The 13,351-nt window shown below is 68.1% G+C and carries 18 protein-coding genes; 15 read left to right on the forward strand and 3 right to left on the reverse strand.

Features of this window, described 5'->3' with window-relative positions; all coding sequences use genetic code 11:
• Window positions 1–19: 19 nt before the first annotated feature.
• Both EV646_RS12115 and EV646_RS12120 read left to right on the forward strand, forming a co-directional pair.
• Window positions 20–466 (forward strand): DUF1707 SHOCT-like domain-containing protein, encoded by a 447-nt coding sequence (locus EV646_RS12115; RefSeq protein WP_132147650.1) that lies wholly within the window; start codon window positions 20–22, stop codon window positions 464–466.
• Entirely contained in the window at window positions 463–1,275 is an 813-nt protein-coding gene (locus tag EV646_RS12120; protein ID WP_241995780.1) for a type III secretion system chaperone family protein, read from the forward strand. Before EV646_RS12115 ends, EV646_RS12120 begins: the two co-directional genes overlap by 4 nt.
• On the opposite strand, the gene EV646_RS12125 is transcribed toward EV646_RS12120, so the two are convergent.
• On the reverse strand, window positions 1,259–2,119 hold the full coding sequence (locus EV646_RS12125; RefSeq protein ID WP_132147653.1) for an NAD(P)-dependent oxidoreductase: 861 nt from the start codon (window positions 2,117–2,119) through the stop codon (window positions 1,259–1,261). The genes EV646_RS12120 and EV646_RS12125 overlap by 17 nt on opposite strands.
• 76 nt (window positions 2,120–2,195) lie before the next feature.
• On the opposite strand from EV646_RS12125, the gene EV646_RS12130 reads away from it, so the two are divergent.
• The 10 genes from EV646_RS12130 (at window position 2,196) to EV646_RS12175 (ending at window position 7,895) form a co-directional block, all read left to right on the forward strand.
• Window positions 2,196–2,525 (forward strand): winged helix-turn-helix transcriptional regulator, encoded by a 330-nt coding sequence (locus EV646_RS12130; RefSeq protein ID WP_132147656.1) that lies wholly within the window; start codon window positions 2,196–2,198, stop codon window positions 2,523–2,525.
• Between the two features lie 160 nt (window positions 2,526–2,685).
• Window positions 2,686–2,907: a translation initiation factor IF-1 gene (gene infA / locus EV646_RS12135; RefSeq protein ID WP_012923661.1), complete on the forward strand. Its 222-nt coding sequence runs from the start codon at window positions 2,686–2,688 to the stop codon at window positions 2,905–2,907.
• A 35-nt stretch (window positions 2,908–2,942) separates the two neighbouring features.
• Window positions 2,943–3,056 (forward strand): 50S ribosomal protein L36, encoded by a 114-nt coding sequence (gene rpmJ / locus EV646_RS12140; RefSeq protein WP_008361054.1) that lies wholly within the window; start codon window positions 2,943–2,945, stop codon window positions 3,054–3,056.
• Between the two features lie 180 nt (window positions 3,057–3,236).
• Entirely contained in the window at window positions 3,237–3,608 is a 372-nt protein-coding gene (gene rpsM / locus EV646_RS12145) for a 30S ribosomal protein S13 (RefSeq protein ID WP_132147659.1), read from the forward strand.
• A gap of 38 nt (window positions 3,609–3,646) precedes the next feature.
• A complete protein-coding gene (rpsK, locus tag EV646_RS12150; protein WP_012923659.1) occupies window positions 3,647–4,054 on the forward strand; it encodes a 30S ribosomal protein S11 in 408 nt (135 codons plus the stop codon).
• Window positions 4,055–4,076: 22 nt separating this feature from the next.
• Window positions 4,077–4,685 (forward strand): 30S ribosomal protein S4, encoded by a 609-nt coding sequence (gene rpsD / locus EV646_RS12155; RefSeq protein ID WP_132147662.1) that lies wholly within the window; start codon window positions 4,077–4,079, stop codon window positions 4,683–4,685.
• 106 nt (window positions 4,686–4,791) lie between these two features.
• Window positions 4,792–5,817 (forward strand): DNA-directed RNA polymerase subunit alpha, encoded by a 1,026-nt coding sequence (locus EV646_RS12160; RefSeq protein WP_132147665.1) that lies wholly within the window; start codon window positions 4,792–4,794, stop codon window positions 5,815–5,817.
• Window positions 5,818–5,861: 44 nt separating this feature from the next.
• Complete coding sequence (gene rplQ / locus EV646_RS12165) at window positions 5,862–6,428, forward strand: 50S ribosomal protein L17 (RefSeq protein ID WP_132147668.1); 567 nt, start codon at window positions 5,862–5,864, stop codon at window positions 6,426–6,428.
• A 65-nt stretch (window positions 6,429–6,493) separates the two neighbouring features.
• The gene (truA, locus tag EV646_RS12170; RefSeq protein ID WP_132147671.1) at window positions 6,494–7,306 is read left to right on the forward strand and encodes a tRNA pseudouridine(38-40) synthase TruA; all 813 of its coding nucleotides are present in this window, start codon (window positions 6,494–6,496) and stop codon (window positions 7,304–7,306) included.
• On the forward strand, window positions 7,299–7,895 hold the full coding sequence (locus EV646_RS12175) for a class I SAM-dependent methyltransferase (protein WP_422386707.1): 597 nt from the start codon (window positions 7,299–7,301) through the stop codon (window positions 7,893–7,895). Before truA ends, EV646_RS12175 begins: the two co-directional genes overlap by 8 nt.
• Before the next feature lie 3 nt (window positions 7,896–7,898).
• Here EV646_RS12175 and EV646_RS12180 read toward each other — a convergent pair whose 3' ends face one another.
• Window positions 7,899–9,749 (reverse strand): hypothetical protein, encoded by a 1,851-nt coding sequence (locus tag EV646_RS12180; RefSeq protein ID WP_132147677.1) that lies wholly within the window; start codon window positions 9,747–9,749, stop codon window positions 7,899–7,901.
• A gap of 98 nt (window positions 9,750–9,847) precedes the next feature.
• On the opposite strand from EV646_RS12180, the gene EV646_RS12185 reads away from it, so the two are divergent.
• Both EV646_RS12185 and EV646_RS12190 read left to right on the forward strand, forming a co-directional pair.
• On the forward strand, window positions 9,848–10,369 hold the full coding sequence (locus tag EV646_RS12185) for a SigE family RNA polymerase sigma factor (protein ID WP_241995789.1): 522 nt from the start codon (window positions 9,848–9,850) through the stop codon (window positions 10,367–10,369).
• The gene (locus EV646_RS12190) at window positions 10,362–11,117 is read left to right on the forward strand and encodes a hypothetical protein (protein ID WP_132147682.1); all 756 of its coding nucleotides are present in this window, start codon (window positions 10,362–10,364) and stop codon (window positions 11,115–11,117) included. Before EV646_RS12185 ends, EV646_RS12190 begins: the two co-directional genes overlap by 8 nt.
• A gap of 40 nt (window positions 11,118–11,157) precedes the next feature.
• Here EV646_RS12190 and EV646_RS12195 read toward each other — a convergent pair whose 3' ends face one another.
• Window positions 11,158–11,571 (reverse strand): hypothetical protein, encoded by a 414-nt coding sequence (locus EV646_RS12195; RefSeq protein ID WP_132147685.1) that lies wholly within the window; start codon window positions 11,569–11,571, stop codon window positions 11,158–11,160.
• Window positions 11,572–11,644: 73 nt separating this feature from the next.
• Between EV646_RS12195 and EV646_RS12200 the strand changes: the two genes are divergently transcribed.
• Window positions 11,645–13,327 (forward strand): ABC-F family ATP-binding cassette domain-containing protein, encoded by a 1,683-nt coding sequence (locus tag EV646_RS12200; RefSeq protein ID WP_132147688.1) that lies wholly within the window; start codon window positions 11,645–11,647, stop codon window positions 13,325–13,327.
• The last annotated feature ends 24 nt before the right edge of the window (window positions 13,328–13,351 follow it).

Consider the following 13,351-nt stretch of genomic DNA (forward strand, 5'->3'; position numbering starts at 1 on the left):
GCTGAGGCACACTTGAGCTATGCCTCAGTACCAGCCGTATCAGCGTTTCACCGAAGCCGACCGCGACAAGATCGCCGGCCGGCTGCGGGACGCGTTCGCGGACGGGCGGCTGGACCAACCCGAGTTCACCTCCCGCCTCGACCGGCTCTACTCCGTCCAGACGTACGGCGAACTCGAGCCGCTGGTGCACGACCTGCCACCGGCCCAGACGTACCAGACTCCGGCTGTGGTGCGGGACAGCAAGCCGTCCCCGGCACCGGGTGACTTCCCGGAGCGGCATCGCAACAAGGACCCGGAGCGGCCTTGGCAAGCGGCTGGCGGCTTCACCGGCGTGGTCGTGATCAACGTGGTGATCTGGGCTGTCATCGGTATCGCCCATGGCGGTAACTGGCCGCACTTCTGGCCGGTCTGGTTGCTGATTCCGTGGACGCTGATCGTCCTGGGCAGTCTCGGAAAGCGGCGGTGACGGCGGCCTCGGTCAGCCGCCGCGTGGCCGCGCCGCGTCTGCGGCCGGATCTGGCGTGGCAGCTGCGGCAGGGGTCCGCCCTGGTCTACGTGATCTGGTTCGCGGTCGCAGTTCCTCTCGTCATCGCCGGGCTGTTGCTGGAACCACGCTGGGTCGGCTGGTTCGTGGTGGGCTGGTTCCTGGTGCTGGTGGCGTTCACCATTGCCATGAAGCTGGCCGACGTACGGCGGCGGAAGTCCTGGGCGGAAGTGGTCGGGCAGCTGGACTGGCGGATCAGCGCGTCCGAGCCGGAACTGCTGGAGCGCTGGCCGTTTCCGCCGTTCGCCCAGGACCCGAACGCCGAGGTGTACGACGTGACCAGCGGCCGGCACCGGGGCAGGGAGTTCTGGACCGGCAAGTTCCGGCACAAGGTACGGCGGCGTGACCTCGGCTTCGACTTCCTGGACCTGCACGTGGACCGGCCACTGCCGCCACTGCAGGTGCTGCCCGCCTCCCTCGCACCGGTCGCGGCGGCCAGCCTGCTACCGCTCAAGCTGACCATCGATGGCCTGCCCGGGCGGTACTGCCTCTTCAATGGCCGCGAGGACCACGCCGAGGCAGTACTGCATCCACGCGCCGTGGAGGCCCTGAGTCAGGTCCCGCCCTTCGGCTTCAGCTGCGAAGGGCGGCGCTTCGTCGCGATCCTGCCCGCCTACCGCGACGCCACCACCGCCCTGGCCCAACTGGATGCCGCCTGCGACCTCCTCGACCTCATGCCCGAGCAGATCTGGCGAGAGGGCGAGCAGTGGGCGGCTACGAACCAGTCCTGAGCAGCCCGACGACGGCCGCCAGGTCCTCATCGCCGTGGCCGGCTGCAACCGCCTTCCGCAGCAAGTCACCCATTGGCGTCAGCAGGGCGGGATCGACGCCCTGGCCGACCGAGGTGTCGAGCAGGTTGTCGTAGGCGGCCGCCTGCATGGCCAGGTTCGAGCCCGCCGCCCCCGGCTCGGGACCTTCCTCGAGGTCCTTGGCGATCCGCGGCAGGCTGCTGAGCATCGCTGTCAGCCAGGGCAGCAGGAAGTCCTCCGTGAACCGTATCGGGGAGATCTTCTCGCTCCCGGTCAGAGCCAGTGCGTGTTGGGCGCCGCCGAACATCCCGTACATGGCGCTCAGCAAGGCAATGTCGTGCAACGCGGCCAGGCCTGGGTCGCTGCCGACGTACGCGGGCCGGGCCATCGCGGCGAGGTCGGCCTGGTGCCGTTCGAAGGCGACCGGGGAGCCGCTGTAGAAGATGAAGGCGGCGGGGCCACCGATCATCGCGGGAACGGCCATGATGCCGCCGTCCAGGTACTCCGCCCCGGCTGCGGTTGCCCACGCGGCGGTGTCCCGGGCCTGCGCCGGGGTGCCGTTGGTCAGGTTGACGACGGCGCGGCCGGTCAGGTCGAGGCCGTTCAACGTACTGCGGACGGTCGCGTCGACGAGCAGGCAGACGACTACGAGCGGGCTGGCGTTCACGGCCTCCAGGGCCGTGGCGGCGCGGGTGACGCCTTCGAGTTCGGGGGCGCGTCCAGGGGTCCGGTTCCAGACGGTGGTCGGGTGGCCGGCGGCCTGGAAGGCCCGGGCGAGGGCGCTGCCCATCGCGCCGAGGCCGAGGACGGTGACAGGAGTCTTCATGCCGTCAACCCTGGCTGCGCGCTTTAGGATGGACAAGTACCCACTAATTTGTCAGGTACTGACCGAAAGGTAAGTAATGCTTCCGTACAGCTGCGGACTGGACGCCGCCGCCGATGTCATCGGTGGGAAGTGGAAGCCGCGGATCCTGTGGGCGCTGCACCACGGCCCGATGCGGTTCGGGGAGTTGCGCCGAGAGATCGCCGGGGTGACGGAGAAGATGCTGATCCAGCAGTTGCGCGAGCTGGAGTCGCGCGACATCGTGCATCGCGAGGTCTTCCACCAGGTGCCACCGAAGGTGGAATACTCACTGACCGAGCTCGGGCAGTCACTCAACGTCGCGTTGGCGCCGCTGGATGCCTGGGGAGCGGAGCATATCGCCGTACTGGAGGCGTCGCGGGCCGGCTGAGCGGTCTCGATTGGGTTTCGCCTGGGGGAGTGGCGTACACTCTTTCCTTGGCTCTTTGTAGCCTCTGTCTCGTCGTGCCCGCGGCTGCCTGACCCTCGGTCAGGAGGGCACCAAAGGACAGGACCATCAAACAGTTCGTCGTCTACAGAAGTGCGAGGACATGCCCAAAAAAGAGGGAGTCATCGAACTCGAGGGCACCATCGTCGAGGCCCTGCCGAACGCGATGTTCCGTGTTGAGCTGTCCAATGGGCACAAGGTGCTCGCGCACATCAGCGGCAAGATGAGGCAGCACTACATCCGGATCCTCCCCGAGGACCGGGTCGTCGTGGAGCTGTCGCCGTACGACCTCACCCGGGGTCGCATCGTCTACCGGTACAAGTAAGACCACCACCAACACCTGTCGAAGAAAGAAGCTCGATGAAGGTCAATCCGAGCGTCAAGAAGATCTGCGACAAGTGCAAGGTGATCCGCCGTCACGGCCGGGTCATGGTGATCTGCGAGAACCCGCGGCACAAGCAGCGGCAGGGCTGACCGCCCCACTCGAGCAGCACCCGCACTTTCGCACCACAGCGCGCACGCTGGTACAGCATCCAATGCTGTACATCGCCCCCGGAACAGAGGCCGGGGCCCTGCCGGTGAAGGCAATCTCACCGAGGCGGGCAGGGACGCGGCGCGCCACCACACCTCTGCTGACGAAAGGAACACCGCCACATGGCACGCCTCGTAGGGGTCGACCTGCCGCGCGACAAGCGCATCGAGGTCGCTCTCACCTACATCTTCGGAGTAGGTCGTACTCGCGCCCTGCAGACGCTCGAAGCCACCGGGATCTCCGGTGACAAGCGCGTCCACGAGCTGGGCGACGAGGAGCTGGTGAAGCTCCGGGACTGGATCGAAGGCAACTACAAGATCGAAGGTGACCTCCGTCGCGAGGTGACCGCGGACATCCGCCGCAAGATCGAGATCGGGTCGTACCAGGGCCGTCGCCACCGCAGCGGCCTGCCGGTGCGGGGTCAGCGCACGCGGACCAACGCCCGCAGCCGCAAGGGTCGTCGTAAGGCGATCGCCGGCAAGAAGAAGAAGTGACGACCCGGATGACCGTCGACCCCAGGAGTAACTGACCTATGCCTCCCAAGAGCCGCACCGCGGCCGGCGCCAAGAAGGTGCGCCGCAAGGAGAAGAAGAACGTGGCCGCCGGCCACGCGCACATCAAGAGCACGTTCAACAACACGATCGTGACGATCACCGACCCGACCGGCGCGGTCATCTCGTGGGCTTCCGCGGGCACCGTCGGCTTCAAGGGCTCGCGCAAGTCCACTCCGTTCGCCGCGCAGATGGCCGCCGAGGCCGCCGGGCGCCGGGCGATGGAGCACGGCATGCGCAAGATCGACGTGTTCGTGAAGGGTCCCGGCTCCGGCCGTGAGACCGCGATCCGTTCGCTGGGTGCCGTCGGCCTCGAGGTCGGCACCATCCAGGACGTCACCCCGACCGCCCACAACGGCTGCCGCCCGCCCAAGCGGCGCCGGGTCTGATCTTCCGAGAGGAGCACTAACAATGGCCCGTTACACCGGACCCATGACCAAGAAGTCGCGCCGTCTCGGGGTCGACCTCGTCGGTGGCGACAAGGCGTTCGAGCGCCGTCCGTACCCGCCGGGTATGCACGGCCGCGGCCGTCCGAAGGAGAGCGAGTACCTGCTCCAGCTGCGCGAGAAGCAGAAGGCCCGCTTCTCGTACGGCGTTCTGGAGAAGCAGTTCCGCCGGTACTACGAGGAGGCCTCGCGGCGCTCCGGCAAGACCGGTGACAACCTGCTGATCATCCTGGAGTCCCGGCTGGACAACGTGGTTTACCGCGCCGGCCTGGCCCGGACCCGGCGGCAGGCCCGTCAGCTCGTCGTACACGGTCACTTCACCGTGAACGGCATCAAGGTGAACATCCCGTCGTACCGGGTGGCCGCCCACGACATCATCGATGTCAAGGCGAAGTCGGTCGAGACGACTCCGTTCATCATCGCCCGGGAGACGCACGCCGAGCGCGTCGTCCCGGCCTGGCTCGAGGTGCTGCCCGAGCGGCTGCGCATCCTCGTCCACCAGCTGCCGACCCGGCAGCAGATCGACACCCAGGTCGCCGAGCACCTGATCGTCGAGCTCTACTCGAAGAACTGATCCGGAACCGGTCGGTGGCCTCCGGGCCGCCGGCCGGACCTGGTCGGTGCTTCACCCTTCGCGGCCTCAAATAGTGGTCGTCGCGGAACCCTAAGGAAGTTACGAAGTGCTTATTGCCCAGCGCCCCACCCTGACCGAAGAGGTCGTCGACGAGCACCGCTCGCGGTTCGTGATCGAGCCGCTCGAGCCGGGCTTCGGTTACACCCTCGGCAACTCGATCCGCCGGACCCTGCTGTCCTCCATCCCGGGTGCCGCCGTGACCAGCATCAAGGTCGACGGCGTCCTGCACGAGTTCTCCACCGTGGCCGGGGTCAAGGAAGACGCCACCCAGCTGATCCTGAACCTGAAGGACCTGGTCGTCTCCTCCGAGCACGACGAGCCGGTCACCATGTACCTGCGCAAGCAGGGCCCCGGTGACGTCACCGCCGCCGACATCGCGCCCCCGGCCGGTGTCGAGGTGCACAACCCGGACCTGAAGATCGCGACCCTGAACGAGAAGGGCCGGCTCGAGATGGAGCTGGTCGTCGAGCGGGGCCGGGGCTACGTGTCAGCGATCCAGAACAAGTCCGCCGACGCCGAGATCGGCCGGATGCCGGTCGACTCGATCTACTCGCCGGTGCTCAAGGTGACCTACAAGGTCGAGGCGACCCGTGTCGAGCAGCGCACCGACTTCGACCGCCTCGTGGTCGACGTCGAGACCAAGCCGTCGATGCTGCCGCGGGACGCGGTCGCGTCGGCCGGTAAGACCCTGGTCGAGCTGTTCGGCCTGGCCCGCGAGCTGAACGTCGAGGCCGAGGGCATCGACATCGGCCCGTCGCCGGTGGACGAGCAGATGGCCGCCGACCTGGCGCTGCCGGTCGAGGACCTGCAGCTGACCGTCCGGTCGTACAACTGCCTCAAGCGTGAGGGCATCCACACCGTGGGTGAGCTGATCTCGCGCAGCGAGCAGGACCTGCTGGACATCCGCAACTTCGGCTCCAAGTCGATCGACGAGGTCAAGCTGAAGCTGGCCGAGATGGGCCTGTCGCTGAAGGACTCGCCCCCTGGCTTCGACCTCCGTGCGGCCGCCGAGGCCTACGGCACCGAGGCCGACGACGAGGACGAGAGCTTCGCCGAGACCGAGCAGTACTGAACCCACCCGGGCCAGTTGGCCTGAAATCCTTTCTGGAGTAAGAGATGCCTACCCCCACCAAGGGTGCCCGGCTGGGCGGCAGCCCGGCGCACGAGAAGCTGATCCTCAGCAACCTCGCGACGTCGCTGTTCGAGCACGGCGCCATCACCACCACCGCGGCCAAGGCCAAGCGCCTGCAGCCGCTGGCGGAGCAGCTGATCACCAAGGCCAAGCGCGGTGACCTGGCTTCGCGCCGTCAGGTGATGAAGCGGATCAAGGACAAGAGCGTCGTGCACGTGCTCTTCACCGAGATCGGCGAGCGGTACGCCGACCGTCCGGGCGGCTACACCCGGATCACCAAGCTCGGCCCGCGCAAGGGTGACAACGCGCCGCTGGTGAAAATCGAGCTGGTCGAGGCGCTGGCTGACTCGCCGAAGGCGAAGAAGGCCACCGCGAAGAAGGCCCCGGCCAAGAAGACCGCGGCGAAGACCGAGGACAAGGTCGGCGACAAGGTCGAGGACGAGCCCAAGGTCGAGGACGTGCAGGACGAGAAGGTCCAGGACGTTGTCGCCGACGTGCAGGACGAGAAGGTCCAGGACGTCGTCGAGGACACCAAGACCGAGGACAAGTAACCTCCGTCGCCACACAGCGCCCCCTCACCACGCGGTGAGGGGGCGCTGTTGCGTTAGATTGCCGTGTGCGTTGGCGGATAGACCTCAGGTACGACGGAACGGCCTTCCACGGCTGGGCCCGTCAGGAGGGTCTCCGGACCGTGCAGGGCGTGCTGGAGGAGATGCTCCGCGTCGTACTGCGCCTGCCGGAAGCTCCGACCGTGACCTGTGCCGGCCGGACGGACACCGGCGTACATGCGCGTGGGCAGGTCACCCATGTGGACGTCGAGGGCGCTGTAGAGCCGCTGAGGCTTCTGAGGAGCCTGAACGGCGTCCTGCCTGAGGATGTGGCTGTCACGGCCGTGAGAGCGGCTCCAGAGGGCTTTGACGCCCGCTTCTCCGCATTGGCTCGTCGCTATGTGTACAGGCTCTGTGACGACCCGGCCGGCTGGGACCCGCTGCTGCGTCAGCACGTACTGCGAGTAGGCCGCCCGCTCGACATGGACCGGATGAACGCGGCCGCGACCGGTCTGCTCGGCGAGCACGACTTCGCGGCCTTCTGCAAGAAGCGGGAGGGCGCCAGCACAGTGCGGGCGCTGCTGGAGTACTCGTGGCGGCGGACGGCTCCTGGCTTGCTGGAAGGCACAGTGATCGCTGATGCCTTCTGCCACTCGATGGTCCGGGCACTGGTGGGTTCCATGATCCCGGTGGGAGACGGACGGCGTGAGGTCGACTGGCCGGCCGCCGTACTGGCTGGGAAGGTGCGGGACTCGGCGGTGTCGGTTCTGCCAGCGCACGGGCTGACTCTGGAGGAAGTGCGTTACCCGGCGGACGATGAGCTGGCAGCCAGGGCCCTGCAGGCCAGGCAGGTCAGGGGAGAGGTACACCAGCGTGGCTGATCACTATTTCTCGGCGGAGCCGGGTTCGGCGGACGTACGCCGTACTGTCGAGGCTCGGATCTGGGGACGCGAGTACACCTTCACCACTGCGACCGGAGTGTTCTCCAGAGACCGGTTGGACATCGGTACGGCGGTATTACTGCGGGAGGTGGATCCGCCAACCGGCGGCGGGACGTTCCTCGACCTGGGGACCGGCTACGGGCCGATCGCGTGTGCACTGGCTGTCGAGGCCGCTGAGGCGCAGGTGTGGGCGGTCGACGTGAACACGCGGGCGCTGGAGTTGACCGCGGAGAACGCAGCCAAGGCCGGAGTGGCTGATCGCGTGCACCCTGTCCTCCCGGACGGCGTACCGGATGACGTGCGGTTCGACGAGATCTGGTCGAACCCGGCGATCCACATCGGCAAGCCAGAGCTGCACAAGATGCTGCTGCACTGGCTGGCCCGGCTCGCCGACGGCGGCGTGGCCTGGTTCGTCGTCGGCAAGAACCTGGGCGGCGACTCCCTCCAACGCTGGCTGACCGAGCAGGGCTACCCCTGCACGCGGAAGGCGAGCGCCAAGGGATTCCGGGTCCTACACGTCACCCGGTGAATGTCAGCGGCCGTCGCGCTCATTGCCGGGGGCTCTCACGATCGCGGCCGGCGGGAGTGGTGGGCCCGCGGCGGCACCGGCCGCGGCATGCGATCCTGGCCCCGGCTGCCCGGTCATCGCCGCCGCTTGGGACTTGTCCTGAAGATCCGCACCGCCTCCGCCCTTGGGCAGCGAGGCGTAGTAGTCCTTGGCCTGGGCGATCTCGGCGACCGCGTCGGTACACAGCTTCTCGGCTCGCTCACCGCGATTGCCGGTGCGGAAGCCGAATCTGCTCTCCGGCCTGGCGACCTGCGCGAAGGCAGCCTGAACCTTGGGCACCAGGAAAGCATGGACGTCCTGCTGCCCCGCCGCGTCGCGCGGGGTGTCCTTGCCGAGGCCGAGCGCGACCGCCTTGGCGAACCGATCGCTTTGTCCGGTGGTCAGCAGCTGAGAGACGACCTGTTGCTCGCTCATCCGGCTGATTTGGCCGATCGACTGCGTGAGTACGGCCACCGTGCGGTCCGCCGGGGTCCCGACGGTGCGTTGGGCTTCCGATGTGCCGTACCCGAGGTCGGTCATCAGCCTGTCGGCCTGCCCCTCGGCGTAGCGCCTGACGAGCGCATCCTCCATCGCCTGCGCTGCGGGATCGTGCTGCGAGCCGGGATCGCTGGGTGAGCAGAGGCGGGCAGCCTCGCGGGCGACGACGACGAAGGCTTGGCGCACGTCGGCCCGGAGTTCCGGATCGAGCGGTCGCGGCGCCGTGTGCGCCTTCTCGAGTGGCGCGAGCACGCGCTGGACGTCGAACGCCAGGCTGCCGTCCGGCCGAGCCTCGCCGAGGTCACGGATACCCCGGTTCGTCGCCTCCAGGTAGCCGTTCCAGCCGTTGATCTCGTGGCCGGGCGTCAGTACCCAGGCCAGGTGGTCGCCGGTGCGGCCGATGGCGAGATCGCGGTGCACCCGCTCCACGATCGCCGAGACCTCGGCGTACGCGGGTTCCTTGCGGTGCGGCGGCGGCTCGACCGGCTTCGGGCCGGAGTTGGCGAAGGTGTCGAGGTGCTCGGTCGCCCGCTCAACTGCCTCCGCGGCGATCGTCTGGCCGTTGCTCCGGGAGTCTTCGGTGCTCGCGGCAACGGCCTCGAACCCGGTCTTCAGATCCTTGACCAGCAGAGCCTTGATGCGGGCGGCGTCCTCGGGGAGGACCCGGCCGGCGAACCCGTAGCCCCGATCGAGCCGCGCACCGAGTCGTTGCTGGATGAGCACCTCGGACAGCTCGTTCCAGCGCTCGGCCGGGGGTGTCGCCTGGAGCCGGTCGCGCAGGTCGTCGGGCGCGATCCTGGCGGCTTCGCCGACCTGTTCGCACAGGGTTTCGACGGCTCCCTGCAGCCGCGGGTGCTCGTCTTCGGCCGGTAGGTCCAGGATGTCCGGAAAGCCCCGGTCCAGCTGCAGGTCGGCCATCACCCTCGGGACGTAGAACGCGGTGGTGTTCGCCCGCAGTCCGGTATCCAAGGCGCTGGTCGCGGCGTCGTCGTCCGGCGCAGGCTCTTGAGAGAGCGCCACGTAGTTGTCGACGAAGACTCCCACGGCGCTCCGGACCCGCCTGACCACGTCGCGATCAGGGCGAGGGTCGGTGGCGGCGCGCTGAACGTACATCTCCTGGAAGGCCACCCTGAGGTAGGCGTACGTGCCGCCGCTCAGCGTCATCGAGCGGTCGTCGTGCACCGCCCCTTCGAAGGTCACCCCATCAGGATGCTGCTCCACGTTCACCTGCTCGTTCCACTGGCTGGGGAACGGCGTCAGGTCGCGCAGGGCGTAGTGGAGGTTGTCGATGACTCGCCAGGGGTTCTCTTGCCGGTCCAGTGGCACTCCGCGGTCCATGGGATGTGATGGTATTTGTCCACCGTGTCAACCAGCGATGCGTGAACTGGCTGCAACGGATCCGGCGGCGGGGCCGTCCTGAGGGTATGGAGGCAGCCTTGGCGGCAGCAGAGGCACGCGCGGGCGAGATCGACTTCGAGCTCTGGGTGACCGAGAAGGCGGACGCGCTGCTGCGCTTCGCGTACGTCCTCACGGGTGACGTCACCTTGGCCGAGGACGCGGTTCAGGACGCCCTGACGACAGCCTGTGCCCGCTGGAGCCGGGTGAGCCGTGCCGACGATCCCGAGGCGTACGTGAAGCGGATGGTGGTGAATGCACACATCTCCTGGTGGCGTCGCTTCCGCCGACGGGAGGCGCCGGCTGCCGACCCGGTCAGGACCGCTCTGCCGTCGCCGGACGGTGCCGCGGACAGAGCCGAGTCGGACGCCGTCTGGGCGCTGTGCGCGACACTGCCCGACAAACAACGGGCAGCCGTTGTACTGCGCTTCTACGAGGAGCTCTCGTACGCCGAAATCGGTGCACTGCTGCACTGCGCGGAAGCGACGGCCCGGTCGCATGTACACCGAGCCCTGGCAACACTGAAGACCACGCTGAGCAAGGAAGGAGCGGAGGATGCCTGAGCACGACGAGCCTGAGCAGGAGCTCGGCGCCAAGATCACCTCTGCCTTCCAGGGCAAGGCGGACGCCGCAATCGGGCTGCGAGCGAACGGACTGGCCAGTGAAGCGCGCCGACGGGTCCGCAAGCGGCGGCAGACGATGGTCATGGCCGCTGCGGCCGTGCTGGTCGTAGTAGGCATCGGCGGGGTGTGGAACGCTGTTGGCCCGACACCGTCCACCACGAGCTCGAGCGCGGGCTCCAGCGACAGCAAAGAGGGAGCACACCAGCCCAACATCCTGCCCACACAGGGGCTGGTTGTGGCCTGCCCACCGGATCACCCGATCCTCAAGGGTGGCGTCGTACTGCCGGCGGGCACCGGTCTGGACGTCCAGACGCCGGTGCAAGGGATGCAGGCCTGCCGCTATCGCCTCACGAATGGCGCCACCATGCTGCTTGGCCAGCAGCGTTTCAACGCCACCGTCGCGCAGCAGGTCGTCGACGCGATCAAGGTGCTGCCGGAGCGCAACCCCGAGTTGCCGGTGTTCAAGTGCCCCCCCCAGGCGGCCCAGCCGTCCGAGGCGATCGTGCTGCGGTTCGACACCGCGGCCGGCATCCGCGAGGTCTGGGTCCAGTACGACGGCTGCGACTCGGCCGGCTTCTTCACCGGCTCCGGCACCTTCGGCCTCTACTCCGCACCGCTGAAGCTCTTCATGGTCGGCAGCGTCCGCCCGACCGAAGGCACCTACCTGAACGCCCTCAAGGACTGGTGACCTCACTCCACAACCGAACCCCGCTCCGGCCTGCGAAACCTCAGCACCTGGCCCGACACCGCCCCAGCCGGACCTGCAACTGCCGGCGTACTCGCTGCGGCGCCGCCACCCGCCGCTGCCCCTGACCCGCCCGATCGCCGTTCTCGCGACCGATTCCGGCGAGCTCGTCGTCCGTCAGGACTTTGCCGAGTTCGGCCCGACGAGGTCCCTCGTAGCCGTACAGCAGGGCCAGCTCGTGCCGAAGCGGCTCGGTCAGCCTGGCCCGGACCTGGGCCACGATGATCGGGTTCACGTCGCGGATCGCCCTGCTGTCCGGTTGCTCGTACAGTCGCCCGTTCCAGCCCGACAGTTCGCCGGTACGGCGCTCCCTGGCGTCGATGATGGTCGCGACCCACGCGTACTCCCGGCTGCCCGGCGTGATCTCCGGTCCCAGCCTCACGATCACGCCGGTCACGGAGTCATCCTGCCGTCGCTTGGGGTCGATAACGGGTCGCGAGCCGGTGGTCCGGGCGGTCAGACTGGGGCGCATGGGTCACGTGGATGTTGCCGGGGTCGGGTTCGAGTTGCCGGACGGGCGGGTGTTGCTGGACGACATCACGTTCCGGGTCGGGGATGGCGCCAAGGTGGCGCTGGTCGGCGCGAACGGGTCCGGGAAGACGACGCTGACCAGGATCATCGCGGGTGACCTGAAGCCGCACAGCGGCAGCATCTCGCGATCCGGCGGGCTCGGCGTGATGCGGCAGTTCGTCGGCTCGGTCCGGGACTCGTCGAACGTCCGGGACCTGCTGCTCGGCGTCGCGCCGGAGGCGATCCAGACCGCCGCGGCCAAGCTGGACAAGGCCGAGCTGGCGATGATGGAGTCCGAGGACGAGAAGACCCAGCTCAAGTACGCCCACGCGGTGGCCGAGTGGGGCGAGGTCGGCGGGTACGACGCAGAGGTCCTCTGGGACGTGTGTACGACGGCCGCGCTCGGCGTGCCGTTCGACCGCTGCCGCTGGCGTGAGGTGAAGACGCTGTCCGGCGGCGAGCAGAAGCGTCTGGTCCTGGAAGCGCTGCTGCGTGGCCCGGACGAGGTTCTGATGCTGGACGAGCCGGACAACTACCTCGACGTACCGGGCAAGCGGTGGCTGGAGGAGCAGCTCAACGCCACCCAGAAGACCGTGCTCTACATCAGCCACGACCGTGAGCTGCTCGCCAACACTGCCACTCGCATCGTCACCGTTGAGCTGGGTGCGGCGGGCAATACGGCGTGGACGCACGGCGGCGGCTTCAAGACGTACCACGAGGCCAGGCAGCATCGGTTCGAGCGGTTCGAGGAGCTGCGCAAGCGCTGGGACGAGGAGCACGCCAAGCTGCGGGCGCAGATGCTGATGTACAAGCAGAAAGCGGCGTACAACTCCGACATGGCGTCGCGCTACCGGGCCGCGCAGACCCGGCTGCGCAAGTTCGAGGAGGCCGGGCCGCCGCAGGCGATCCCGCGCGAGCAGAAGGTCAGCATGCGGCTCACCGGCGGTCGCACCGGCAAACGCGCAGTGGTGAGCACCGGGCTCGAGCTGACCGGTCTGATGAAGCCCTTCGACCTCGAGGTCTGGTACGGCGAACGTGTCGCCGTACTGGGCTCCAACGGCTCCGGCAAGTCGCACTTCCTGCGTCTGCTCGCCAACGGCGGCTCCGACCCCGACGTCGAGCACCAGCCGGTTGGGGACGTACCGATCTCGCCGGTCGCGCACACCGGCAACGCCAAGCTCGGTGCGCGCGTACGGCCGGGATGGTTCGCGCAGACGCACGAGCACCCGGAGCTGGTCGGTCGCACCCTGCTGGAGATTTTGCACCGGGGTGACGATCATCGGGAGGGCATGGGCCGGGAGCTGGCGTCCCGCAAGCTGGACCGGTACGAGCTGGCGCACGCCGCCGAGCAGACCTTCGACAGCCTGTCGGGTGGTCAGCAGGCGCGGTTCCAGATCCTCTTGCTGGAGCTGTCCGGTGCGACCTTGCTCCTGCTGGACGAGCCCACCGACAACCTCGACGTCGAGTCGGCCGAGGCGCTGGAGGAGGGCCTGGACTCCTTCGACGGCACGGTGCTCGCGGTGACGCACGACCGCTGGTTCGCTCGCGGCTTCGACCGCTACCTCGTTTTCGGCGCCGACGGCTCCGTCTACGAATCCGCCGAGCCGGTGTGGGACGAAGGTCGTGTAGAACGCGCTCGCTAAGCCCTAGAGTTCTCCCACCTGAAG

The organism is Kribbella antiqua (assembly GCF_004345665.1).
Taxonomy (GTDB): domain Bacteria; phylum Actinomycetota; class Actinomycetes; order Propionibacteriales; family Kribbellaceae; genus Kribbella; species Kribbella antiqua.

What these genes read in the sequence shown, in the direction of transcription:
- EV646_RS12115 (WP_132147650.1), top strand. Translation starts at nt 20, where the DNA reads ATGCCTCAGTACCAGCCGTATCAGCGTTTCACCGAAGCCGACCGCGAC.
- EV646_RS12125 (WP_132147653.1), bottom strand. Translation starts at nt 2,119, where the DNA reads ATGAAGACTCCTGTCACCGTCCTCGGCCTCGGCGCGATGGGCAGCGCC.
- EV646_RS12130 (WP_132147656.1), top strand. Translation starts at nt 2,196, where the DNA reads ATGCTTCCGTACAGCTGCGGACTGGACGCCGCCGCCGATGTCATCGGT.
- infA (WP_012923661.1), top strand. Translation starts at nt 2,686, where the DNA reads ATGCCCAAAAAAGAGGGAGTCATCGAACTCGAGGGCACCATCGTCGAG.
- rpmJ (WP_008361054.1), top strand. Translation starts at nt 2,943, where the DNA reads ATGAAGGTCAATCCGAGCGTCAAGAAGATCTGCGACAAGTGCAAGGTG.
- rpsM (WP_132147659.1), top strand. Translation starts at nt 3,237, where the DNA reads ATGGCACGCCTCGTAGGGGTCGACCTGCCGCGCGACAAGCGCATCGAG.
- rpsK (WP_012923659.1), top strand. Translation starts at nt 3,647, where the DNA reads ATGCCTCCCAAGAGCCGCACCGCGGCCGGCGCCAAGAAGGTGCGCCGC.
- rpsD (WP_132147662.1), top strand. Translation starts at nt 4,077, where the DNA reads ATGGCCCGTTACACCGGACCCATGACCAAGAAGTCGCGCCGTCTCGGG.
- rplQ (WP_132147668.1), top strand. Translation starts at nt 5,862, where the DNA reads ATGCCTACCCCCACCAAGGGTGCCCGGCTGGGCGGCAGCCCGGCGCAC.
- EV646_RS12180 (WP_132147677.1), bottom strand. Translation starts at nt 9,749, where the DNA reads ATGGACCGCGGAGTGCCACTGGACCGGCAAGAGAACCCCTGGCGAGTC.
- EV646_RS12190 (WP_132147682.1), top strand. Translation starts at nt 10,362, where the DNA reads ATGCCTGAGCACGACGAGCCTGAGCAGGAGCTCGGCGCCAAGATCACC.
- EV646_RS12200 (WP_132147688.1), top strand. Translation starts at nt 11,645, where the DNA reads ATGGGTCACGTGGATGTTGCCGGGGTCGGGTTCGAGTTGCCGGACGGG.